Origin of the sequence: Pseudomonas sp. NPDC089396 (assembly GCF_044749545.1) — a bacterium.
Taxonomy (GTDB): Bacteria; Pseudomonadota; Gammaproteobacteria; order Pseudomonadales; family Pseudomonadaceae; genus Aquipseudomonas.
The window spans coordinates 27,697-51,314 of record NZ_JBIVIC010000001.1 but is presented as its reverse complement, the minus strand read 5'-3'; the positions used below and the strand labels follow the sequence as shown (position 1 = coordinate 51,314).

The window sequence follows — 23,618 nt, the reverse complement described above, 5'->3', positions numbered from 1 at the left end:
ACGCGACAACTGGTAATCCCGATTGAACGCTCGGCAAAGCCTTCCAGTCACTAGTGGAACAAGCCCGCTACGGGCACGCCTGAAGACTGATGAGGAGAGCCGACCATGCCCAGCAAGAAAACGGACGCGCCCAAGCACAGTGAGGCCGCCGGCACCCAGACCCCTGACCGGGCCAATACCAATGCCAAATTGCAGAGCCTGGAGGCTTTTCGCAGCGATGCCACCGGCCAGGCGCTGCGCACCAACCAAGGGGTGAAAGTTGCCGATAACCAGAACACCCTGAAGGCGGGGGCCCGGGGGCCGTCGCTGCTCGAAGACTTCATCATGCGCGAGAAGATCACCCACTTCGACCACGAGCGCATACCCGAACGCATCGTCCACGCCCGCGGTACCGGGGCCCATGGCTATTTCCAGAGCTACGGCAACCACGCCGAGCTGACCAAGGCGGGTTTCCTGCAGGACCCTGAGAAAATCACCCCGGTATTCGTGCGCTTTTCCACCGTGCAGGGGCCGCGCGGTTCGGGTGACACGGTGCGCGATGTGCGCGGCTTTGCGGTGAAGTTCTACACCGATGAAGGCAATTTCGACCTGGTCGGCAACAACATGCCGGTGTTCTTCATCCAGGATGCGATCAAGTTCCCCGACTTCGTGCACGCGGTGAAACCCGAACCGCACAACGAAATGCCCACCGGCGGCTCGGCCCACGACACCTTCTGGGATTTCGTCTCGCTGGTGCCGGAGTCGGCGCACATGGTCATCTGGGCGATGTCCGACCGGGCCATTCCGCGCAGCCTGCGGATGATGGAAGGCTTTGGCGTGCACACCTTCCGCCTGATCAACGCCGATGGCGTGGCCAGCTTCGTCAAGTTCCACTGGAAGCCGCGCCAGGGCGTGCACTCGGTGCTCTGGGACGAAGCCCAGAAGCTGGCGGGCAAGGACACCGACTTCCACCGTCGCGACCTGTGGGACGCGATCGAGAAAGGGGACTACCCGGAATGGGAGTTGGGCGTGCAGATCGTCCCCGAGGCCGACGAGCATAAATTCGACTTCGACCTGCTCGACCCCACCAAGATCATTCCCGAAGAACTGGTGCCGGTGACGCTGCTGGGCAAGATGGTGCTCAACCGCAACCCGGACAACTTCTTCGCTGAAACCGAGCAGGTCGCCTTCTGCCCCGGGCACATCGTGCCGGGCATCGACTTCAGCAATGACCCTTTGCTGCAGGGCCGGCTGTTTTCCTACACCGATACCCAGATCAGTCGCCTGGGCGGGCCGAACTTCCACGAAATCCCGATCAACCGGCCGGTGGCGCCGAACCACAGCAGCCAGCGCGATGCCATGCACCGCATGACCATCGACAAGGGGCGTGCGTCCTACGAACCCAATTCGATCGATGGCGGCTGGCCGAAAGAAACCCCGCCCGCCGCGCAGGATGGTGGCTTCGAGAGCTACCAGGAGCGCATCGAGGCGCACAAGATCCGCCAGCGCAGCGAGTCGTTCGGCGATCACTTTTCCCAGGCGCGGCTGTTCTTCCAGAGCATGAGCCCGAACGAGCAGCAGCACATCATCAAGGCCTACAGCTTTGAGCTGGGCAAGGTGGAGCGTGAGGAAATTCGCACCCGCGAGGTGAACGAGATCCTGGCCAACATCGATCTGAAGCTGGCGGCGGCGGTGGCGGCCAACCTCGGGCTGCCTGCGCCCAAGCAGGGCACGGTCCAGGTAAAAGGCAGCAAACCCGCGCAGTCCAAGGCCTTGAGCCAGATGAACCACCCCGGTGATGTGGGCATCAAGGGACGCAAGATCGCGGTCGTGGTGGCCGATGGTGTGAATGCTTCGAGTGTCGATACCCTGGTGAAGGCGCTTGAGGCGCAAAGCGCGCGACCCATGCTGCTGGGGCCGACTTCGGCGCCGGTGAAGACGGCGGATGGCAAGGCATTGCCGGTGGCGGCGTCGATCGAGGGGATGCCTTCGATCATGTTCGACGGGATCGTCGTTCCGGGTGGGCAGGGTTCGATCGATGCGTTGGCCGCCAGCGGTGTGGCCAAGCATTTCCTGCTTGAGGGCTACAAACACCTGAAGGCGATGGTGCTGGCCAACGAGGCCAAGGCACTGGTGGCCGGTCTGGGGCTGAAGGAGGACAAGGGGTTGTTGCTGGGGGATGACCAGAAGACCGTGGAGGCCTTCGTCAAAGCGGTCGAAGGGCATCGGGTGTGGGAGCGGGAGGCGGCGGCAGAGGCTATTCCTGCCTGATCGGTGTCGGCTTCATCGCCGGCAAGCCGGCTCCCACAGGTACACCACAGTGCTCAAGGGTTGTGGGGCCCTGTGGGAGCCGGCTTGCCGGCGATGAGGCCATCAAACATCACTGCTGATGCGGAACCAGTACCACCTGAGCCGGCAACTTGCGCTGAATCTCATGCTTCTGCTTCAGCTTGAAGCCGCTGTCGATCTTGTGCACCCGCTTCTCCAGCAGGTTCTTCAACCAAGGCGCATCCTCGGTACGCGGCACCTGGAACACCACTTCGCACTGGTAATTCACCACGTCCTTGGCAATTTCATCGAGCTGGCGGCGCATGGCGGCAATATCCGTGGTCTTCAGCGCAATCACCGTGCTCGGCGCAGTCGGGTCGATCACCCGCGCTTTCGGCTTGGCTTCGGCCGCCTTCAAGGCCGCTTCGGCTTTCTCAAGCTCGGCCTTGCGCGCCTGGGAGACTGCATCACCGCCCGTGACGGCCGGTGCCTGCGGCATCAGCGCACGGGCCCGGGCCAGCGCGGTCGCCGCCGCGTTGACATCGCCCTTCTGCAGGACGATCTGGCTGCGCTTGAGGTAGGCCTCGGCCAACTGGCGCTGGTACTGCTCCAGGCGTGCATCATCGGGTGACTGGGCCTGCAGGGCAGCCAGCTGGTCTTCGGCGGTGGCCAGCTCATTGCTGGCGATATTCTGCTGCAGCTGCTGCCAGGCATCAGCTTGGGCAGGTGCATCGGTCTGATCGACCGGCGCACTGGAACAAGCGGCCAGGAGCAGGGAAAACGCGGCAACAAGCAGATAACGGGATGCGAACGGCTTCATTCCTGCGACTCTCTATTTGCGCAAAAAGCGAGCAAGTCTACACCCAGGTGCGCACGCTCGAAAACAGGTCTTACAGACCCTTTACCCGCGAAAAAGTTGCAGGGCACACGCTCGTGTACCCCGGTTTTCAGCGTTTTGGCAGGGCTAGGCTCAGCAAGAATAGCACCGCCGCGCAGACCACGATCGATGGGCCGGCGGGGGTGTCCTTGAACCAGGACAGGGCAAGGCCCCCGCAAACGGCTGCAACACCCAGCAGGCTGGCACCCAGCGCCATCTGTTCGGGCGAGCGGGCATGGCGTTGCGCGGCGGCAGCCGGGATGATCAACAGCGAGGTGATCAGCAGCACGCCGACGATCTTCATGGCCACGGCAATCACCACGGCAATCAGCAACATCAGCGCCATGCGCAGGCCGGCCACCGGCAAGCCTTCGACCATGGCCAGTTCTTCATGCACGGTAATGGCCAGCAGTGGCCGCCACAATGCAGCCAGCAGCAGCAAGACCAGCGCACTGCCGCCAAGGATCCAGCCCAGGTCGCCGGGGCTGATGGCCAGCAGGTCACCGAACAGGTAGGCCATCAGGTCGATGCGCACGTCCTTCATGAAACTCAGCACCACCAGGCCCAGCGACAGGGTACTCGGCGCGAGAATGCCGAGCAGGGTGTCCGAGGCCAGCGGCTGGCGCTGTTGCAGGGTGACCAGGAGGATGGCCAGCAACAGGCAGCCGACGGTTACCGCCAGCGCCGGGCTGACGTCCAGCACGAAGCCCAGGGCCACGCCCAGCAGTGCGGCATGGGACAGGGTGTCGCCAAAATAGGCCATGCGCCGCCACACCACGAAAGAGCCAAGCGGGCCCGCCACCACCGCCAGGGAAAGACCCGCAAGCAAGGCGTAGAGAAGAAAATCAGCCATGCTTGCAGTGCTCTCCGTGAACATGGGCGCCAGGGGCAACGACCGAACCGTGCAGGTCGTGGCTGTGGTCATGGTGGTGGTGATAGATGGCCAGGCTCGGGGCATTCTGGCCGAACAGCTCGACGAAGGCCGGGTCGTTGCTGACCTGCTCGGGGTGGCCCGAGCAGCACACGTGGCGGTTGAGGCAGACCACCTGGTCGGTGGCGCTCATCACCAGGTGCAGGTCATGCGACACCATCAGCACGCCGCAGCGGTGGCGGTCGCGCAGGCGGGTGATGAGGTTGTACAGCTCGGTCTGGCCGACCACGTCGACGCCCTGCACGGGCTCGTCCAGCACCAGCAGCTCGGGTTCGCGCAGCAGCGCTCGGGCCAGCAGCACGCGCTGCATCTCACCACCGGAAATGGTCTGGATCGGGCTGTCGATCACCTGTTCGGCTCCGACTTCCTGCAACGCTGACTGGGCTGCCGCGCGGTCTACGCCGGGCACCAGGCGCAGAAAGCGCAGCACCGAGAGCGGCAGCGTGGCATCTACCTGGATCTTCTGTGGCATGTAGCCGATACGTAGCTTCGGCTTGCGCCACACTTTGCCGCGATGCGGCTTGAGCAACCCGAGTACGGCGCGCACCAGGGTGGTCTTGCCGGCGCCGTTGGGGCCGATCAGGGTGACGATCTGGCCGGGTGCCACCGACAGGTCGATGCTATCGAGCACCGCCTCGCCGCCGAAGGTGACGCCGACCTGCTCAAGGCGGATCAGGGCGTCGCTCATGCTGTGCCCCGGCAGTTGCCGCAAAGGCCAACGATTTCCACCGTCTGGGTCTCGACAGTGAAGCCCACGCCCTTGGCGCTGGTGACGATGGCGTCGCTGATGCTGTCCTGCTCCAGCTCGATGGCCACGTGGCACACGCGGCAGATCAGGAACTGGCCATGGTGCGCGTGTTCCGGGTGGCTGCAGCCGATGAAGGCGTTGAGCGAGGCGATGCGGTGCACGAGGCCGTTTTCCAGGAGGAAATCGAGTGCGCGGTACACCGTGGGCGGGGCGGCGCGGCGGCCGTCCTGCTCGCTGAGCACGGCGAGGATGTCGTAGGCGCCCAGCGGCTTGTGGCTCTGCCACACCAGTTCCAGTACACGGCGACGCAGTGCGGTCAGGCGCAGGCCTTGGCGGGTGCACAAGGCGTCGGCTTCGGCCAGGGCGCTGTGTACGCAATGGGAATGATCGTGGGGGCGGTGAGCCAGCGGCGTGATGGACATGGTCAGCGACGGTTCTGGATGGAGACGTTATTATGTTACCTGTTTCTGACGAGTCGAGTATTCAACGTGTCCCGATTCCTTGTGCTTTTTGTCGCATTCATCGCCTGCTCGGCGCAGGCCGATGTGCGCGTGCTGACCAGTATCAAGCCCTTGCAGCAGATTGCCGCCGCCGTGCAGGACGGCGTGGGCAGCCCCGACGTGCTGCTGCCGCCCGGCGCCTCGCCGCACCACTACGCGCTGCGCCCATCTGACGTGCGGCGAGTGGCCGATGCCGACCTGCTGTACTGGATCGGCCCAGACATGGAGAGCTTCCTGCCACGGGTGCTCGGCAGCCGCAGCAAGCCCACGGTCGCCGTGCAGTCGCTGACAGGCCTGCAGCTGCGCCACTTCGGCGAGGACAGCCATTCCCACGAGGAAGACGACCACGACGAGCATGACCACGATCACCGCCCGGGCAGCCTGGATGCGCACCTGTGGCTATCGTCGGCCAACGCGCGGGTCATCGCGGCGAAGATGGCGGCTGACATGGCGGCGGCGGACCCAGCCAACGCGGCGCGCTACCAGAGCAACCTGAAGGCGTTCAGGGAGCGTCTCGACGGGTTGGATGCACGCATCAAGGCGCGTGTGGCGGGTATCGCCGACAAACCTTACTTCGTGTTCCACGAAGCGTTCGACTACTTCGAGTCGGCTTATGGGCTGAAGCACACCGGTGTGTTCAGCGTGGCCTCTGAGGTGCAGCCTGGCGCGCAACATGTCGCCGCCATGCGCAAGCGCCTGCAGGAAGTGGGCAAGACCTGTGTGTTCAGCGAGCCGCCGCTGCGGCCGCGTCTGGCTGAAACGCTGACGGCCGGGCTGCCGGTGCGGTTGGCCGAACTGGATGCCCTGGGTGGCGCGGACCCGGTGGATGCCAAGGGGTATGAGCGCTTGCTGGAGAAGTTGGGCGGTGACCTGGCGGGGTGCCTGGAGCAGTTGTAATGCCTGGGCTGGCCCTATCGCCGGCAAGCCGGCTCCCACAGGTATCCCACAGGCCTTGAGCGTTGTGGTGAACCTGTGGGAGCCGGCTTGCCGGCGATGGGGCCACTGCGGTCAGAGCGCGAACGGCAAGTGCAAAGCCACCTGCTGACGCTGCGCCAGACGCACCTCGAATTCGCTCGGGTCATGGATCATCACATCCATCCCGGCAAACGACTCCGCCGCGATCAGGCGCGACAGCCAGAAGCGCACACACCCTACCCGCAGCATTTCCGGCCACAGCTCAGCCTCGGCCGCCGTGAACGGTCGCAACGCCGCGTAGGCCGCCAGCAGCGCCTGGGCGCGTGGCACATCGATCGCGCCCTGCTCATCCAGGCACCAGTCGTTCACGGTGATGGCGATGTCATACAGCATCGGCCCGGAGCAGGCGTTGTAGAAGTCGATCACACCGGTCAGGTGGGTGCCTTCGAACATCACGTTGTCACGGAACAGGTCGGCATGCAGATTGGCCCGCGGCAAGGCGAGGATCTGGGCCTTGTGCGCGGTGATTTCGTTCAGTGCCGGCTGCAGCAACGCCACTTGCTCGGGGGTCAGTCGCGGCATCAGCTCGGCACCGGAGGCCAGCATCCAGTCCAGGCCGCGGTCGGTCTTGCGCTCGATCACTCGGTCGCGGGTGGCCAGGTGGATGTGCGCCAGCAGCTCGCCGACCTGGGCGCAGTGCTGGTTGTTCGGCGCCTTGATGTGCTTGCCCGACAGCCGTGGCTGCAGCAGGGCAGGCTTGCCGCACAGCTCGCGCAGGCCGTTGCCGTCGCGGTCGCGCAGGGCATAGGGCACCGGCATGTCGGCGGCGTGCAGGGTATCGAGCAGTTCGATGAAGAACGGCATGTCCTCGCTGGGCCCGCGCTCGATCAGCGTCAGGACGAACTCCCCCTGTTCGAGGCTGACGAAGAAATTGCTGTTTTCGGTGCCGGCGGCAATGCCCTGGAAGTCGAGCAGACGGCCCAGCTCGTAAGGCGCCAGAAAGGTTTCCAGCTCAGGCCGGGTCACGGGGGTGAAGACTGACATGATGAAAAGATGCCCATGCGGGCACTTCCGCCGGGAAGTGCCGGGTTGATGTGAACGATACGCGTCAGATTACCACTCGAAGATCTTCCAGGACGGGATCAGCATGTCCGGCTGGTCGGAACGAATGAAATTGCCATCAGAGCCATCGGCGCGTACCAGAAAATAAGGTTTGCCGTTTTTCGGCGTGATCTTGATCGCATACAGGAAGCCGTTCTGGCGGTATTCCTGGATGGTTTTATCGCCTTCCGTGCGAATGGTCACCTCGGGATCGGCCGAGGGGGCGTCGTCCGCCGCCAGGGTGACGACTGGCATGGTTGCCATCAGACCGAGCAGTAACAGGCGATTGAGTGTACGCATGATAACCTTGTCCCTTTGTCGTCATTGATCCGGCTATTCTAGCCCCGGACCCGCCGAAAAGGTTGATTCTCCTCATGAGCCAAGCGCCTCTCGTCCTGGTGGACGGTTCCTCCTACCTCTACCGCGCTTTCCACGCACTGCCGCCGCTGACCACCTCCAAGGGCATGCCCACCGGCGCGGTCAAGGGTGTGCTGAACATGCTCAAGAGCCTGCGCAAACAATATCCCGACAGCCTCTTCGCCGTGGTGTTCGACGCCAAGGGCGGCACCTTCCGTGACGCCATGTTCGCCGAGTACAAGGCCAACCGCCCGAGCATGCCGGACGACCTGCGGGTCCAGGTCGAGCCGTTGCACGCCAGCGTCAAGGCACTGGGTTACCCGCTGCTGTGCGTGGAGGGCGTGGAGGCCGACGACGTGATCGGTACCTTGGCGCGTAGCAGTGCCGCCCAGGGCCGGCCGGTGATCATCTCGACCGGCGACAAGGACATGGCGCAGCTGGTGGACGGCCACGTTACCCTGGTCAATACCATGACCGGCAGCGTGCTGGACGTCGCTGGCGTGCACGAGAAATTTGGCGTTGGTCCTGAGCACATCATCGATTTCCTCGCCCTGATGGGCGACAAGGTCGACAACATTCCTGGCGTACCGGGCGTTGGTGAAAAAACGGCAGTAGGCCTGCTGACCGGTATCGGCGGAGGCCTCAGCGACCTCTACGCCAACCTCGACAAGGTGCCGACGCTGGCCATCCGTGGCGCCAAGACCCTCCCCGCCAAGCTGGAAGAGCACCGCGACGCGGCGTTCCTGTCCTATGAACTGGCGACCATCAAGCTCGACGTGCCGCTCGATATCGAAGTGGACGCGCTGGTGTGCGGCGAGCCGGACCGCGAAGCGCTGCTGGCGCTGTACACCGAGATGGAGTTCAAGAGCTGGGTCGCTGATGTTCAGCGTGACGCGGCCAAGGCTGGCGCTGAAATTGCGCCGGTCGAGGAGCCTGCGGCCAAGGTCGAGCCGAAGTACGAGACGATCCTCGACCAGGCCCGTTTCGACGCCTGGCTGGAGAAACTGCGCCAGGCGCCGTTGTTCGCTTTCGACACCGAGACCACCAGCCTGGATGCGCAAAAAGCGCAGCTGGTCGGCCTGTCCTTCGCCGTGCAAGCCCATGAAGCGGCCTATGTGCCGCTGGCCCATGACTACGAAGGCGCGCCCGTCCAGCTGGATCGTGAAGCCGTGCTGCTGGCCTTGAAACCGCTGCTGGAAGACCCGGCCAAGGCCAAGGTCGGGCAGAACGCCAAGTACGACATCAACATCCTGGCCAATGGCGCCCCGGCCATCGAGATGCGCGGCGTGGCCTACGACACCATGCTCGAATCCTACGTGCTCAACTCCACCGCCACCCGTCACGACATGGACAGCCTGGCGCAGAAGTACCTCGACCACGCGACCATCTCGTTCGAGGACATCGCCGGCAAGGGCGTCAAGCAGTTGACCTTCAACCAGATCCACCTGGACAAGGCTGGCCCTTACGCGGCCGAAGATGCCGACATCACCCTGCGCCTGCACCAGGCACTGCAGGCGCGCCTGGCCAAGACGCCGAGCGTGCAGCCGGTGCTGATGGACATCGAGATGCCGCTGGTGCCGGTGCTGGCCAAGATCGAGCGCCAGGGTGCGCTGGTCGATGCCGCCTTGCTGCAGGTACAGAGCGGTGAGCTGGGCGTAAAAATGGCCGACCTGGAGCGTCGCGCCTACGAGCTGGCCGGTGAAGAGTTCAACCTCGGTTCGCCCAAGCAGCTCGGCTCGATCCTCTACGACAAGCTGGGCATGCCAGTGCTGAGCAAGACCGCCAAAGGCCAGCCGTCCACGGCCGAAGCGGTACTCGACGAGCTGGCCGAGCAGGGCTACCCGCTGCCCGAGGTACTGATGCAGTACCGCAGCCTGAGCAAGCTCAAGAGCACCTACACCGACAAGCTGCCGGGCCAGATCAACCCGCGCACCGGGCGCATTCATACCTCGTACCAGCAGGCGGTGGCGGCCACCGGTCGCCTGTCGTCGAGCGACCCGAACCTGCAGAACATCCCGATCCGTACCGCTGAGGGCCGGCGCATTCGCCAGGCCTTCGTGGCCAGCCCGGGCTACCAGCTGCTGGCGGCGGACTATTCGCAGATCGAGCTGCGCATCATGGCGCACCTGGCCAAGGATGAAGGCCTGCTGCATGCCTTCCGTAACGACCTCGATGTGCACCGTGCCACGGCTGCGGAAGTATTTGGCGTGGCCCTGGAGGCGGTCACCACCGACCAGCGCCGTAGCGCCAAGGCCATCAACTTCGGCCTGATCTACGGCATGAGCGCCTTCGGCCTGGCCAAGCAGATCGGTGTCGACCGCAAGCAGTCGCAGGACTACATCGACCGTTACTTCGCCCGCTATCCGGGCGTGCTGGCCTATATGGAGCGCACCCGCGCCCAGGCAGCCGAGCAAGGTTTCGTCGAGACCCTGTTCGGCCGTCGCCTGTACTTGCCGGACATCAACGCCAAGAACCCGGCCCTGCGCAAGGGCGCCGAGCGCACCGCGATCAACGCGCCGATGCAGGGTACCGCTGCCGATATCATCAAGCGGGCGATGGTCAACGTCGACAACTGGCTCAGCCAGAGCGGCCTGGACGCGCGCGTCATCCTGCAGGTGCACGACGAACTGGTGCTGGAGGTGCGTGCAGACCTGGTGGAGCAGGTGAAAGATGAAATTCGCGGGCACATGAGCAGTGCCGCGCAACTGGATGTGCCGCTGCTGGTCGAAGTGGGTATTGGTGCGAATTGGGACGAAGCTCACTGATTGAGCAGGGAAAGCTGTGTAGGATCTGCGGCGTAGTGACGCGGATCCTGGAGTGGCCCTATGCCATTGGTTCAGAAGTTTCATGAAACTATCGCAAATAGTTTTCAGGGCTTCGGAACTAAATGGGTGAAGCGGAACTCAGAGTAACTGAATGGCTGGTGAAGCCCTTCGATGCTCCTATGTTGTGTTAAGTGTTGGCAGATACCCGGACCCCGCCCTAGCGGTCCGGACTTGGACCCCGAACTTCCCCCTCCCCATACGAAGTCCGGGGTTTTTTTTGCCCGGAATTTGGGGTGTGGGTGCTGGCCCTATCGCCGGCAAGCCGGCTCCCACAAGGTTTGGTGGTGCTTGGGCTTTTTGTGGGAGCCGGCTTGCCGGCGATAGGGCCGCCTCCGTCTTCAGGCTACTGGCTTGTCTTCCAGCTCCATCCAGTCGGCCAGCACTTTGTAGGCCTCTTCCAGCCCCAGGCGCTTGGGTGCCGAGAACAGCTGGATGGTCACGCCATCCCCCCAACCCTTGCGAATCTCCGACTGCACCTTGAGCAGCGTGTTCTTGGCCGCGCCGTGGGTCAGCTTGTCGGCCTTGGTCAGCAGGATGTGCATTGGCATGCCGCTGGCCTTGGCCCAATCGAGCATCATCTTGTCGAAGTCGGTCATGGGATGGCGCACGTCCATCATCAAGATCACCCCGCGCAGGCACTCGCGGCTGCCCAGGTAGGCTTCCAGGTGGCGCTGCCAGTGTTGCTTGAGCGGAATCGGGACTTTTGCATATCCGTAGCCCGGCAGGTCGACCAAACGCCGTTCATCGTCCAGACTGAAGAAATTCAACAGCTGGGTGCGCCCTGGAGTTTTCGAGGTACGCGCCAGGCTGGCATGAGTCAGGGTATTGAGGGCACTGGATTTGCCGGCGTTGGAACGGCCGGCGAAAGCCACCTCGTAACCCTGATCGTCCGGGCATTGTTCGACCTTGGCAGCGCTGAGGGCGAATTTGGCTTTCTGGCAGAGGCCGAGGATGGGGTTCTTGACTTGCATGGGATATCCGATGTGGGTGTTGCCAAAGCCTAGGCCGGCAAGCGGTGTCGTTTCCGTTTGGATGGCGGAAGTATATAATGCCCCAGTTTTTGTGTGCTCATTCTCCCAGCGAAGGAGAACGGGCATGGGGTGTCGAACAATAGCTCGCGCATCAGAACGCAGCGCGTCCCCCAACCCTGTCAGGTCGTTTCGCATGGCGAAATGGCTGCTTGCTGTCGGTATGTTCCTGCCGTTTTTCAGCGCACAGGCTACACAGGATCCCGAGGCGTTGTACAACCGCACGTGTGCGGCCTGTCACGCCGGGCAGTTGCCACAGGCACCCAAGAAGGGCGACCGGGCAGCGTGGGAGCCAAGGCTGGCGAAAGGCATGGAGGTACTCCAGACGCATGTTACCCAGGGTTTCAAGGCTATGCCGCCGCGTGGATTGTGCATGGACTGCAGTGCCGAGGACTACCGTTTGGTCATCCTTTGGATGAGCGGCAGTCCCGATACATAACATTTCACCCTTAGCCGTGTTGGATTAGCTGATGAACAAACTAGTCGTGAGTCTGCTGTTGACCATGGGTGTCGCCGGTGCAGCCACTGCTGCGGACCCCATCAAAGGCGATGCCGCCGCCGGCCAGGCCAAAACGGCCGTTTGTGGGGCCTGCCACAACCCCGACGGCAACAGCCTGGCGCCGAACTTCCCGAAACTGGCCGGCCAGGGCCAGCGCTACCTGGAAAAACAGCTGCACGACATCAAGTCGGGCAAGCGTACCGTGCTGGAAATGACCGGCATGCTGGCCAATTTCAGCGACCAGGATCTGGCCGATATCGCCGCTTATTTCTCCAGCCAGAAGGGTAGCGTCGGCGCCGCCGATCCCAAGCTGGTCGAGCGAGGCCGCGCCTTGTTCAATGGTGGCGACCTGGAAAAAGGCATGCCTGCCTGTACCGGCTGCCACTCGCCCAATGGCGCGGGTCTCGCACTGGCCGGTTTCCCGCATCTTGGGGGCCAGCATTCGCAGTACGTGGCCAAGCAGCTCACCGATTTCCGAGAAGGCGACCGCACCAACGATGGCGATGCGGCCATCATGCGCACCATCTCAAGCAAGCTGAGCAACCATGACATCCAGGCCTTGTCCAGCTACATCCAGGGTCTGCATTAACATTCGGTTAATGCGTCGACGGTAAAGATGAAAGGGCGGCGCGGACCGCCCTTTTTTCTGTCCGCTGCCGTTACACTACAGAACTCGGGCCCTTCCCGACCTGTCTCAGAACGGGTCGTGTCGAGGCGACCAATGACTGCTCAGGAGTAAAGCATGCGTAAACTGATTCTCAGCGCCGCGCTGGTCGCTGCCAGCGTGTTCGGTATGGCCGCCGTCCAGGCCGCGGAGCCTATTACGGCCGGTAAGGAATACCTCGAGCTGAGCAACCCTGTTCCGGTATCCGTCCCCGGCAAGATCGAAGTGGTCGAACTGTTCTGGTACGGCTGCCCTCACTGCTATACCTTCGAGCCGGTGATCAACCCATGGGTTGAAAAACTGCCCAAGGATGTCCACTTCAAGCGCGTGCCTGCCATGTTCGGCGGTCCTTGGGATGCCCACGGCCAGATGTTCCTGACCCTTGAAGCCATGGGCGTCGAGCACAAGGTTCACGCTGCGGTGTTCGATGCCATCCAGAACCAGCGCAAGCGCCTGACTGACAAGAACGACATGGCCGACTTCCTGGCCACCCAGGGCGTCGACAAGGACAAGTTCCTCGCCACCTTCGACTCCTTCGCCATCAAAGGCCAGGTCAATCAGGCCAAGGAACTGGCGAAGAAGTACGAGATCACCGGCGTACCCAGCATGGTGGTCAACGGCAAATACCGTTTTGACCTTGGCACCGCTCAAGGGCCGGAAGGTGTGCTGAACGTCGCCGACCAACTGATCGCCAAGGAGCGCGCCGCTAAGTAAGCGGCGAACCCCATGCGCCGTTTCAGATCCGCGCGTGGCATTGGCCTGCACCAGCCGCAGGTCAACGAGCATCACCTGCAGGCTTCCGGCCTGCCCGAGGATGGTCGCTTGCGGCTGCTCAGTTTCAACATCCAGGTCGGCATCAGCACCGAGCGCTACCGCCATTACCTGACCCGCAGTTGGCAGCACCTGCTGCCGCACAACGGGCGGGCGGGCAACTTGCAGAAGATTGGCGACCTGCTCAACGACTTCGACCTGGTGGCCTTGCAGGAAGTCGATGGCGGCAGCCTGCGCTCGGGCTACGTCAACCAGGTGGAACACCTCGCCCATCTGGGCGCTTTCCCCTACTGGTACCAGCAGCTCAACCGCAACCTCGGGCGCTTTGCCCAACACAGCAACGGCGTGCTCAGCCGCCTCAAGCCACAACTGCTCGAAGACCATCCCCTGCCCGGCCCATCGGGTCGCGGCGCGATCCTGGTGCGCTTCGGCGAAGGTGAGGATGCGCTGATCGTGGTCATGATGCACCTGGCGCTGGGCGCCAAGACCCGCGCTCGGCAGCTGGCCTACATTCGTGAACTGATCGGCGGCTACCGCCATCAGATTCTCATGGGCGACATGAATACCCATGCCACCGACTTGCTTGACCACTCCCCCTTGCGCGACCTGGGCCTGATCGCCCCTCAGGTCGAAGCGACCTTCCCCAGTTGGCGCCCGCAGCGCTGCCTGGACCATATCCTGCTCAGCTCGAGCCTGACCCTTGAGCGGGTCGAGGTGCTGGCGCAGCCGATTTCCGACCACCTCCCGGTCGCAGTGGAGATCCGATTGCCTGATGCACTGACTGTGGATACGCTGCCGGTCTTGAGCTAGATCAGCTAACGCCTCTTGCACCCTCAAGTGTTCGAGGTACGCGCCGACAGCCTGTATTCACGTCCCACAGATGCATCACCCGTCGCGGATCCAGGCATGACCGAAGAAGCCGAGCGCTGGAAAGAAAAATACCTCAAAAGCATCGAACAGCAGGAAAAGCTCGAACGCCGCTGGGCCGCCCGGCTCGATTTGCTGCGTCGGGGCCTGGTGCGCAGCTCCCTCGCCGCCGAGGGCAGCGACAAGGTTGTCGACGAATGCATGAAGGAAATGCGCGAAGTCATCCGCACTGACAACATGGACGCCGGCCTTGCCGGATTGATCCCGCGCCTGGAAAAGGCCGTGCTGGACTCCGAACAGCGCCGCGATACGCGCATGAGCCAGGTCAGCGATGCGCTGACTGCGCTGGTTACCCAACTTCAAGGCTTGCCGCTGCCCGGTGAGGTTTCCCGCCCGCTGAAGAAGCTGGCGAAGAAACTCGACGGTGGCGTCAGCCAGTCGCGCGAATTGCCGCCCTTGCTGGGTGAGCTCAGCGGGCTGCAGGGGCGCGCGCTGACATCGCTGAGCAAGCCGGATGAACACGCCAGGTCAGGGTTCCTGCAGCGGTTGTTCGGTAATCGTGACAGCGACCCTGAGACGAAGGACGCTCCCGAACCGGCGCCTCCGGTAGCTGATGCACAGGCCGACACACCGTCTCAGCCATTGCCTGATGGTCCCGTTCTGGTGGACTTGCCGCCACTCGATGCAGACGAGCTGCGCCCACTTGAGTCGTCGCCGGAAACTGACCCAGGCCAGCCATCGCCAGAGGTGTCGGATGTCGAGCCCGTTGCTGGCGAAGCCGCAGAATCGACAGCACCGTCTCAAGAGCGGATAGCCGAGGCCGAAGACCTGGCGAGCCTTGAGCAAACCTTCGGCGAAGATGGCCCCTACTCGCTCCCGGACGCAGTCGAGCCGCCCTACAGCCAGGTTGCCGCGCATATCGAGCAGACGCTGCTCGGCCTGCTCGATGACCTCAGCCTGCCGGAGCGCCACAAGGCTCAGGCCCTGGCGATGCGCGAGCGCGTGGCGCGCGGGCTGAACTGGTACGAACTGATTCCGGTGCTCGATGACCTGGCCGTGCTCATGCTGGCCATCACCGACAGCGGCCAGCACGAATTTGAAACCTACCTGCAGCAGCTCAACGAGCGCCTGGAAAGTTTCCAGAGCCACTTGCACGAAGCCAGCGCCGGTCATGCCGATAACAGTACTGCCGCACGCGAGCTGGACAGCCAGTTGCGCGAGCAGGTCGATGGCCTGCACAGCAGCGTACAGGGGGCGGCCGATGTCGGCAGCCTCAAGCACATCCTGGAAAGCCGACTGGAAGGCCTGCTGGCGACCATGGACGACCACCAGCAGGTACGTGCCCGCCGCGAACAAGAGCTGGCTGGACGTCTGCAAGGCCTGGCCGAACGGGTCGCGAGCATGGAGCAGGAGGCCCTTGGCTATCGCGAGCACTTGGAAGAGCAGCGCCAGAAGGCCCTGATCGACCCGCTGACCGGTCTGCCCAATCGCGCCGCCTGGAGCGAGCAAGTCGAGCGCGAGATGCTCGATTGGCAGGACAAGGGGGGGCATCTGGCGATGGCGATTCTCGACCTGGATCACTTCAAGCGCATCAATGACAACTATGGGCACTTGGCGGGCGACAAGGTGCTGAAGATCGTTGCCGAGCAGTTGCGCAAGCGCCTACGGGCACGCGATTTCATCGCCCGTTTCGGTGGTGAGGAATTCGTCGTCCTGCTGCCGCAGACAACACCTGCAGCCGCTGCCCAGGTCACCGAGGTGCTGCGCGCCGCCGTCGAGGCCTGCCCGTTCCATTTCAAAGGCGAACGCGTGGTCATCACCACCTCCATTGGCCTGAGCGCTTTCCGTTCCGGCGAGCGTGGCGACCAGGTGCTAAAGCGTGCCGATGCGGCGCTGTACCGGGCCAAGGGCCAAGGCCGCAATCGGGTGGAGCAAAGCTGAGTGGGTGGGCTGGGCGCGCATACGTTATGCTGATGCGTTACCGGCTCATCACCTGGTTTCCCCTATGAAAGCGCTGTTTTCTGCATTGCTGCTGATCGTCCTGGCAGGCTGTTCCACGGGCCTGCGCATCGACCGCAGCCATCCCTCGGCCAACCAGGACGAGCGCATCCAGTTCGTCGTTCTGCATTACACCAATGCCTCGCTGGAGCGCTCACTGGAGCTGCTCACCCACGGAGAGGTCAGCGCCCATTACCTGATCGGCGACGGCCCGGCCACGGTCTACCAACTGATCGACGAAAACCGTCGCGCCTGGCATGCCGGAGATAGCCAGTGGCAGGGCCGGACCTGGCTGAACTCCAGCTCCATCGGTATCGAGATCGTCAACCCAGGATTCGATGACACCCCCAATGGCCGGGTGTGGTACCCCTACACCGAAGCGCAGATCCAGTCGCTGATCGCCTTGCTCAAGGACATCGTCAAGCGCAACAACATCGAACCGCGGCACATCGTCGGTCACAGTGACATCGCGCCGTTGCGCAAGCTCGACCCGGGGCCGCTGTTCCCCTGGAAGCGTCTGGCCGAAGCGGGGCTTGGCATTTGGCCCGAGGCCAACGCGGTGGCCCGGCAGCAGGCCTACTTCAACGCCAACCCGCCAACCATCGGCTGGTATCAGCAGGAACTGGCCCGCTTTGGCTACGCTATTGAACAGACAGGGCAGCTGGATGTGGCCACGCGCCATGTCATCGCGGCCTTCCAGATGCGTTTCCGTCCACAGCGTTTCGATGGCACGCCCGATGCGCAGACGGCGGCGATGTTGCAGGTGCTTAACCGCATGCGGTAAATCCTCCGCCAAACGGCCAGGCTAATCCACGCTTCAGTTGCTATATCTTGTATATCAACCGGATGCTGCCCATGTCGGCCCTAATAACTGCACTGCGCCAATTTTTCTACCGACCCTGGATGCTGGCTGCCTTGGCAGCGGTAGCCAGCGCCGCAGTGTTGCTGACTGCCAGCATCGGTATTGCCCTGCAGCAGATGAAGGAAAGCGAGAGCGCGCAGATGAACGCCCAGGGCGAGCGCTTTCTCGATCGCCTGGAACAGGTGTTCGGCCAGCTGCGTGAGGGCGTCGATGAGCTGCAGGGTCAGCCGCTTCGAGGTTGCAGTCCGGCGATGTTGGCGTTGCTGCAACAGGTTGGGCTAGGTTCACGCTTCATCTACGAGGCGGCCTACGTCGACGTCAATGTCGCCTGTTCCAATCGCGGCGGCGCCAGGGCCTTCGTTCCCACGCGGGCGCCGGATATCCAGGGCCCGACCTACAGCTACTGGCTCAACACCACCACCGAACCCAACGAAAACCTCGCCGCGCTGATGCTCGCCCGGGGCAATTTCCTGGTTTCCACTTCGCGCGGGCATCTGACCGATGTGGTCGACCTGCCACCCGGCGGCAGCCTGTTGGTAGTGCTCGACAATGGCACGCGTGCTATCCCGGTGCTGGGCCCGCCGCAAGTCTGGCCGCCTGCCAACAGCTGGCCGCCACCCAGCGGCAATTCGCTGTTCGAACTGCATGACCGCCTGGTCTATCGCATGCCGACCAAATCACCGGACTACCAGCTCGTCCTGATCGCGCCACGGGCCAGCCTGCCGCTGAGGATGAACGGCATGCTCTGGCTGTTGTTCCCCGGCAGCGTGCTGGCGGCCTGTTGCATCGGGTGGCTGGTGCTGCAACTGATCCTGCAGCGCCGCTCGATGAGTTCGGAGCTGCAAAATGCGCTGCGTCGCGGCGAATTGCAGGTGCTCTACCAACCCATCATCGAACTCGACAGCCGGCGGTGTGTGGGGGCCGAAGCGCTGGTGCGCTGGCGGCGACCGGATGGCACGCTGACCAGCCCGGACTTGTTCATTCCGCTGGCCGAGAACACCGGCCAGATCCGCCAGATCACCGATTTTGTCCTGCAGCGCGTGCTGGAACAGCTGGGGCAGTTATTGCGTTCGCACCGCAACCTGTACATTTCGGTGAACCTTGCCGCCTGCGATGTGATGGCGCCGCGCATCGGCCGGGTGGCAGCGCGGTTGTTGGCGCTGCACCGAGTCGCGGCCAGCCAGATCGCCTTCGAGGTGACCGAGCGCGGGCTGATCGATGTGGTCGTGGCCCGTGACAACCTGCAAGCACTGCGTGCTGTAGGCCATCAGGTACTGATCGATGATTTCGGCACCGGCTACTGCAGCCTGGCCTACCTGCAGACCTTGCCGGTCGACTGCCTGAAGATCGACAAGGCGTTCATCGATGCCTTGGGGCACGATGCGGCCAGCAGTGGCGTAGCACCGCACATTATCCGCATGGCCCATGACCTTCATCTGCGGGTGATTGCCGAAGGTATCGAATGCGAGGCGCAGGCGGTGCTGCTCAACAGCGAAGGGGTCAACTACGGCCAGGGCTGGTTGTTTGCCCATCCGTTGAATGCACGGCAGTTCGCCGAGCTGGTGACCCGCGGCCGGCAAGTCAGGCGGCAGCGAATCGATGATGAGCCTTAGACGGGCAGCGCCATGTAGAACTGCGTGCCCTGCCCCGGTCGAGAAAATACCCCCATGCGCCCGCCATGCAGCTGGACGATTTCCTTGCACAACGCCAACCCCAGCCCTGCCCCGCCTTTCTTGCGCCCGACCTGCACGAACGGCTCGAAGATCCGCCCCTGCTGGCCATAGGCAATACCTTCGCCGTTGTCTTCGACGCTGATGATCACCCGCTCCGCATGCCGCCGCGCATGCAGGCGGATGCGCCCGCCGCGGGCGGTGTGGCGGATGGCGTTGTGCAGCAGGTTATCGAGCACGCGGTCGAGTTGGGCGATGTCGGCTTGTATGCGAGGCAGTGGCATATCCAGCTCCTTGAGCAACTCGATCTGCTTGGCAGAGGCCGGTTCGCTGAAACGTGACTGGGCCCGTTCCAGCAACGCATCGATGGCGCAGGGTGCGAGGTCGAGCTTCTGCAGCCCGCTTTGATAACGCGAGAAGTTGAGCAGGTCGTTGATCAACTGGGTCAGGCGCTGCATTTCTTCGCCGATGGTTTCCAGCAAGTCGCTTTCGCGCGCTTCAGGTGGGAACTTGATGCGCTCGCGAAGCAAGCCAAAGGCCATGTGCATACCGGTAACCGGGGTGCGCAGTTCATGCGAGGCGCGCAGCACGAACTCGCTGCGCACACGCTCGAAGGCACGTTGCTCGGTGACATCATGCAACACCATTACGGCCCCCAGAATCGGCCCTTGCGGGTGGCTGACCGGGGTCAGGCTGTACGTCAGCAGGCGTGACTCTTCATCGACCTCGATGCTCAGGTCGTCAGGTGGGCGATCCAGGCTGCCGCCGCGCAACACTTGGCGCAGCTGTTGCTCCAGTTCCGGTCGCTGCAGGGCTTCGGCCAGGCCGCTGCCGACGCGGCTGTCACTCCAGCCCAGCTGGCGCTGGGCAACCGGGTTGAGGTGCTCGAGGCGGCCTTGGCGGTCGATGATCAGCAAACCGTCGTCGATGCTGTCCAGCACTGCCTGCAGGCGCTGTTGGCCGGCCAACAGTTCATCGACATTGGTGGCCTGGTGCTTGCGCAGGGCATCGGCCATCAAGCCAAAACGGCGCGTCAGCTGGTTGAGCTCGATCGCCTGGGTTACCGGCAAGGTGACGTCGAAGTTGCCTTGGCCAAGCTGGTCGGCCGCCTTGGCCAAGGCTTCGATCGGTTGGCCAAAGCGACGGGCGATGTTGTGCGCGGTGATAAAGCCCAGGATCACCACCACCAGCCCCATCAGGCCGAGCACGCCACTGACCAGCAAGGCGCGGTCGCGCGTGCGTTCTTCACTGCGGGTGATCTGTTCGAGGGCTTGCTTGTGGGAATCGATCAGGTCGGTGCGAACCTGATTGAACGCGGCGCCCAGTGGCTGCTCGACACCCATGCTGCGTGCCGGTGTCGGGCTGTCACGGTAAGCCTGGAGGAAGGCCTGGTAGTTGCTGTTGGCCTTGCTGAAGCCGGTGCGTTCTCCGCCTTGTTCGAGCCCCTGATGCAGCAGGCTCTGAAAGCTCTCCTGCAACGTCTGGAGGTTTTCCGGGGCGGTATCCTCATCGAGAATCAGCGTCAGTTGTTCACCAAGGTTCTGCCGCAACTTGAGGCCTGTTTCCAGGGCTTGGGTGGTATCGCGCACCGACTGCTGCTGCACCGTGGCCATCTGCAACACGCTGACCAGGCCCAGCATCAAGCCCAGCAGGGCAACGGTGACCAGTGCTGAGATGCTGAGGAAAAGCCGCGTGCGCAGCTTCATGGGCCATCTCATAAGTTGTACTGCTTGCGTTTGCGATAGAGCGTCGAGGCATCGATGCCCAATGTCTTGGCCGCCTGGTCGAGCGTGTCGCTGGTCGCCAGCACCGCACCGATGTGGGCGCGCTCCAGCTCATCCAGGCTCAGTGCCGCGCCCACTCGGGGGGCATTGCTGGCGGGCTGCTCGCCCATGCCCAGGTGGCTGATTTCCACGCGCTCCTGCGGGCAGATGATGCTGGCGCGCTCGATTACGTTGCGCAGCTCGCGGATGTTGCCGGGCCAGCGGTAGTTGAGCAGCGCCGCGCGGGCTTCGTCGCTGAAACCGCGGGCCGGGCGTGAGTACTCCTTGACGAAGCGTGCCAGGAAGCGGTCGGCCAGGGTCAGGATGTCCTCGCTACGTTCGCGCAGCGGCGGCAGGTGCAGGGTGATGACGTTCAGGCGGTACAGCAGGTCTTCGCGAAAACGGCTTTCGCGCACCATTTCTTCAAGGTTCAGGTTGGTCGCGGCGAGGATCCGTACATCGGCGCGGCGGGTCACCGGATCGCCGACGCGCTCGTACTCTTTATCCTGAATGAACCTCAGCAGCTTGGGTTGCAAGGTCAGCGGGAAATCGCCGATTTCGTCGAGAAACAGCGTGCCGCCGTCAGCCTGACTGACCCGCCCAAGGGTGCTCTCGCTGGCACCGGTAAAGGCACCACGGGTGTGGCCGAACAGCTCGCTCTCCATCAATTCGGCATTCAGCGATGGACAGTTGATGGTCACGCAGGCCTTGCGTGCCCGTTTGCTCCAGCCATGAATGGCCCGGGCCAGTTCGCCCTTGCCGGTGCCCGATTCGCCAAGGATGAGGATGTTGGCGTCGGTGGTGGCCACCTGGCGTGCAGTTTCCAGCACCGCCATCATGGCCGGGCTGTGCGAGTCGAGGCCGTCCTTGGGTTTGCGTACTTCGCCTTCCAGCGCTTCCAGGCGTGCCGACAGCTGGCGAACTTCCAGTTGCTTGGCGGTGGCCAGGCGCAATTGGTCGGGGCTGCAGGGTTTGACCAGGTAATCGGCAGCACCCGCCTGAATGGCATCGACCGCCGTATCGATCGCTGAGTGCGCGGTCACGATCACCACGCGCATCCACGGTGCCTGGATACGCATCTGCGCCAGTACATCCAGGCCGTTGTCCTCACCCAGGCGCAGGTCGAGGAAGCAAAGGTCGAACACCTGGCGCTGCAACAAGGCTTCGGCCTGAGTGGCACTGTTGGCGGTGGACACGCTGTAGCCTTCGTCTTCCAGGCAATAGCGGAAGGTGCGCAGGATAGCGGACTCATCGTCCACCAGCAGAATGCGGCCTTGGTTGTCCTGGGCTGATTCCATTTTCCTGCGCTCCTTAGGATAGCTCTTCAATTAGTGTGGGAAAAATCGGGCAAGTTGCATGGTCGATTCTGAAGGATTCTGCCCTTTGCATGCTAGCCAATGGCCAAGTAGCGGCTCTGTTCACTGATATATCGATGATTTCCTTAGAGCTACGCGCTGGCACATTGGTTGCGACGATTTACGGATTTTGCCCATAAAAGGAGTGCAGTCATGCCCTTTTCCATCCGAATGGCCGCGCTGACGGTCAGCCTCCTCTCCATTTGCACCTCGGCCATGGCCGACCCGATCCAGGACGCTCGCCTTCAGGGTTCGTTGCAAACGGCGCTTTCGCTCAACCAGATGCTCAATCCGTTTCGTATAGATGTCGAAGTCGAAGGGCCCAAGGCACGCCTTTCGGGTGAAGTGGAAAATGAGGTCGAGCGCCAGTTGGCCGAGCAGGTGGCGCTGGCTACCCGAGGCATCGAGCAGGTCGACAACCAACTGCGGGTCAATGCCGAATTGGTCGAGCGCCCACTCGAGCTGCGCGCGTACGCCCAGCGCCTGACGGATGCAACCCTGGCCGCGGTGATCCGCGCTCGGCTGCTGTGGAGCCGTATCACGGAAAAGGCCGCCATCGAAGTGCAAAGCAGCGGTGGCGTGGTGACTTTGCGCGGCAAGGTCGACAGCACCGAGGCCAAGGAGTTGGCTGGGGTGGTGGCGCGGACCACCGATGGGGTGCACCTGGTGAACAACCTGGTCAGCCTGGATACCGTGGCCATGGCCAAGGCGCGGGAAACCCCGGTCGATGCGTCCACTGGGCCGCAACCCAGTGACAGCTGGGTGATCGACAAGATCCAGAACAGCTTCCGCTTCAGCCGCAATCTGGACGGCCTGAATATAAAGGTGGCCAGTGAAGAAGGCATGGTGCGGCTGTCAGGCGAGGTGCTCAGCAGTGAGCAGAAAACCATCGCGGTAGAGATTGCCCGGCAGATCATTGGGGTGCGCGGCGTGGATGCTGACCTGTTGAAAGTGGCGACCAAGGTCGAGGGCTGAATCGTGCAATTCGCACGACGTCAAAGGCGCCATCGTGCAGGATACGTCCTCAAGGGGGATATGGAATTCAAATAAGTTATTGATTTATAAGGATTTTATTTGAATTTGACGGCTGGCATGCAGGCTGCAATTACCTATTCAGGTTTGTATAGAAAAATTACAGCAGGAGAACCGGCATGAACCGCCAATCCGTCAACCGCTCGCAAAATGTCGCACTCCCCCTGCGCCAAGTCCTGTTACTCGGGATGGCGATGCTGCTGACGCTGGCTGCCGGCCTCTTCTACTACAGCTGGCAGACCGCCCGACTGGCCGAACAGGTCGCGGCGCAAACCGCGTTGCTGACGCACATTCAGGCAACGCGTGCCAACACCTTGGTGAAGGCAGCCCAATCGCTGCCAGCAGCCAATACCTCGCCAGCCACCGTGGCAAATGTCGTGCCCCAGGAACGCTGGGTGTTCTGACGGTCAGGCTGGACCGATCTCAAAAAAGAAAGGAGAAGCATCATGCTTAGCTGGGCTATCACTTTCCTCATCATCGCCATCATCGCCGCCGTACTTGGCTTCGGTGGTATCGCTGGCGCCGCTACGGGTATCGCGAAGATCCTGTTCATTGTCTTCCTGGTCCTGTTCGTAGCCTCCTTCTTCTTTGGACGTGGTCGAGGTTGA

Annotated in this window: 22 protein-coding genes; 13 read left to right on the top strand and 9 right to left on the bottom strand. The window is 62.9% G+C overall.

Annotation, left to right across the window (positions count from 1 at the left end; genetic code table 11):
* Window positions 1-105 precede the first annotated feature (105 nt).
* A complete protein-coding gene (gene katE, locus ACIPZB_RS00230; RefSeq protein WP_400638544.1) occupies window positions 106-2,250 on the top strand; it encodes a catalase HPII in 2,145 nt (714 codons plus the stop codon).
* 109 nt (window positions 2,251-2,359) lie between these two features.
* Here katE and ACIPZB_RS00225 read toward each other — a convergent pair whose 3' ends face one another.
* From ACIPZB_RS00225 to zur, 4 genes are all read right to left on the bottom strand, one after another.
* The gene (locus ACIPZB_RS00225; protein ID WP_400638543.1) at window positions 2,360-3,067 is read right to left on the bottom strand and encodes a PA5502 family lipoprotein; all 708 of its coding nucleotides are present in this window, start codon (window positions 3,065-3,067) and stop codon (window positions 2,360-2,362) included.
* 127 nt (window positions 3,068-3,194) lie between these two features.
* Window positions 3,195-3,977, bottom strand: a complete 783-nt coding sequence (gene znuB / locus ACIPZB_RS00220) for a zinc ABC transporter permease subunit ZnuB (protein WP_400638542.1) — start codon at window positions 3,975-3,977, stop codon at window positions 3,195-3,197.
* The gene (znuC, locus tag ACIPZB_RS00215; protein ID WP_400638541.1) at window positions 3,970-4,743 is read right to left on the bottom strand and encodes a zinc ABC transporter ATP-binding protein ZnuC; all 774 of its coding nucleotides are present in this window, start codon (window positions 4,741-4,743) and stop codon (window positions 3,970-3,972) included. The genes znuB and znuC overlap by 8 nt, the downstream gene beginning before the upstream one ends.
* Window positions 4,740-5,225 (bottom strand): zinc uptake transcriptional repressor Zur, encoded by a 486-nt coding sequence (gene zur / locus ACIPZB_RS00210; RefSeq protein ID WP_008092084.1) that lies wholly within the window; start codon window positions 5,223-5,225, stop codon window positions 4,740-4,742. Before zur ends, znuC begins: the two co-directional genes overlap by 4 nt.
* Window positions 5,226-5,243: 18 nt before the next feature.
* Between zur and ACIPZB_RS00205 the strand changes: the two genes are divergently transcribed.
* Window positions 5,244-6,200 (top strand): zinc ABC transporter substrate-binding protein, encoded by a 957-nt coding sequence (locus tag ACIPZB_RS00205; RefSeq protein WP_400638540.1) that lies wholly within the window; start codon window positions 5,244-5,246, stop codon window positions 6,198-6,200.
* Window positions 6,201-6,311: 111 nt separating this feature from the next.
* Here ACIPZB_RS00205 and ACIPZB_RS00200 read toward each other — a convergent pair whose 3' ends face one another.
* Entirely contained in the window at window positions 6,312-7,262 is a 951-nt protein-coding gene (locus ACIPZB_RS00200) for a homoserine kinase (RefSeq protein WP_400638539.1), read from the bottom strand.
* Between the two features lie 69 nt (window positions 7,263-7,331).
* The gene (locus ACIPZB_RS00195) at window positions 7,332-7,619 is read right to left on the bottom strand and encodes a DUF2782 domain-containing protein (protein WP_346612818.1); all 288 of its coding nucleotides are present in this window, start codon (window positions 7,617-7,619) and stop codon (window positions 7,332-7,334) included.
* Window positions 7,620-7,693: 74 nt separating this feature from the next.
* On the opposite strand from ACIPZB_RS00195, the gene polA reads away from it, so the two are divergent.
* A complete protein-coding gene (gene polA, locus ACIPZB_RS00190) occupies window positions 7,694-10,441 on the top strand; it encodes a DNA polymerase I (protein ID WP_400638538.1) in 2,748 nt (915 codons plus the stop codon).
* Between the two features lie 398 nt (window positions 10,442-10,839).
* Here the strand turns inward: polA and yihA are convergent, their stop codons facing one another.
* Window positions 10,840-11,472 (bottom strand): ribosome biogenesis GTP-binding protein YihA/YsxC, encoded by a 633-nt coding sequence (yihA, locus tag ACIPZB_RS00185; RefSeq protein ID WP_008092077.1) that lies wholly within the window; start codon window positions 11,470-11,472, stop codon window positions 10,840-10,842.
* Between the two features lie 193 nt (window positions 11,473-11,665).
* Between yihA and ACIPZB_RS00180 the strand changes: the two genes are divergently transcribed.
* From ACIPZB_RS00180 to ACIPZB_RS00150, 7 genes are all read left to right on the top strand, one after another.
* On the top strand, window positions 11,666-11,968 hold the full coding sequence (locus tag ACIPZB_RS00180; RefSeq protein WP_400638537.1) for a c-type cytochrome: 303 nt from the start codon (window positions 11,666-11,668) through the stop codon (window positions 11,966-11,968).
* 31 nt (window positions 11,969-11,999) lie between these two features.
* Window positions 12,000-12,617, top strand: a complete 618-nt coding sequence (locus ACIPZB_RS00175; RefSeq protein WP_400638536.1) for a c-type cytochrome — start codon at window positions 12,000-12,002, stop codon at window positions 12,615-12,617.
* Between the two features lie 153 nt (window positions 12,618-12,770).
* On the top strand, window positions 12,771-13,406 hold the full coding sequence (gene dsbA, locus ACIPZB_RS00170) for a thiol:disulfide interchange protein DsbA (protein ID WP_400638535.1): 636 nt from the start codon (window positions 12,771-12,773) through the stop codon (window positions 13,404-13,406).
* Between the two features lie 12 nt (window positions 13,407-13,418).
* On the top strand, window positions 13,419-14,273 hold the full coding sequence (locus ACIPZB_RS00165) for an endonuclease/exonuclease/phosphatase family protein (RefSeq protein WP_400638534.1): 855 nt from the start codon (window positions 13,419-13,421) through the stop codon (window positions 14,271-14,273).
* A 96-nt stretch (window positions 14,274-14,369) separates the two neighbouring features.
* Complete coding sequence (locus tag ACIPZB_RS00160; protein WP_400638533.1) at window positions 14,370-16,271, top strand: diguanylate cyclase; 1,902 nt, start codon at window positions 14,370-14,372, stop codon at window positions 16,269-16,271.
* Window positions 16,272-16,335: 64 nt separating this feature from the next.
* Window positions 16,336-17,112: an N-acetylmuramoyl-L-alanine amidase gene (locus tag ACIPZB_RS00155; protein ID WP_400638532.1), complete on the top strand. Its 777-nt coding sequence runs from the start codon at window positions 16,336-16,338 to the stop codon at window positions 17,110-17,112.
* 71 nt (window positions 17,113-17,183) lie between these two features.
* Entirely contained in the window at window positions 17,184-18,803 is a 1,620-nt protein-coding gene (locus tag ACIPZB_RS00150; RefSeq protein ID WP_008092068.1) for an EAL domain-containing protein, read from the top strand.
* Here ACIPZB_RS00150 and ACIPZB_RS00145 read toward each other — a convergent pair.
* Both ACIPZB_RS00145 and algB read right to left on the bottom strand, forming a co-directional pair.
* On the bottom strand, window positions 18,800-20,578 hold the full coding sequence (locus tag ACIPZB_RS00145) for a KinB sensor domain-containing domain (RefSeq protein ID WP_400638531.1): 1,779 nt from the start codon (window positions 20,576-20,578) through the stop codon (window positions 18,800-18,802). The two genes, ACIPZB_RS00150 and ACIPZB_RS00145, sit on opposite strands and share 4 nt — an antisense overlap.
* On the bottom strand, window positions 20,575-21,921 hold the full coding sequence (gene algB / locus ACIPZB_RS00140; protein ID WP_400638530.1) for a sigma-54-dependent response regulator transcription factor AlgB: 1,347 nt from the start codon (window positions 21,919-21,921) through the stop codon (window positions 20,575-20,577). The genes ACIPZB_RS00145 and algB overlap by 4 nt, the downstream gene beginning before the upstream one ends.
* 210 nt (window positions 21,922-22,131) lie before the next feature.
* On the opposite strand from algB, the gene ACIPZB_RS00135 reads away from it, so the two are divergent.
* The 3 genes from ACIPZB_RS00135 (at window position 22,132) to ACIPZB_RS00125 (ending at window position 23,618) form a co-directional block, all read left to right on the top strand.
* Window positions 22,132-22,953: a BON domain-containing protein gene (locus ACIPZB_RS00135; RefSeq protein WP_400638529.1), complete on the top strand. Its 822-nt coding sequence runs from the start codon at window positions 22,132-22,134 to the stop codon at window positions 22,951-22,953.
* Between the two features lie 176 nt (window positions 22,954-23,129).
* The gene (locus ACIPZB_RS00130) at window positions 23,130-23,414 is read left to right on the top strand and encodes a hypothetical protein (protein ID WP_400638528.1); all 285 of its coding nucleotides are present in this window, start codon (window positions 23,130-23,132) and stop codon (window positions 23,412-23,414) included.
* A 42-nt stretch (window positions 23,415-23,456) separates the two neighbouring features.
* Window positions 23,457-23,618, top strand: a complete 162-nt coding sequence (locus ACIPZB_RS00125) for a DUF1328 domain-containing protein (RefSeq protein ID WP_008092060.1) — start codon at window positions 23,457-23,459, stop codon at window positions 23,616-23,618.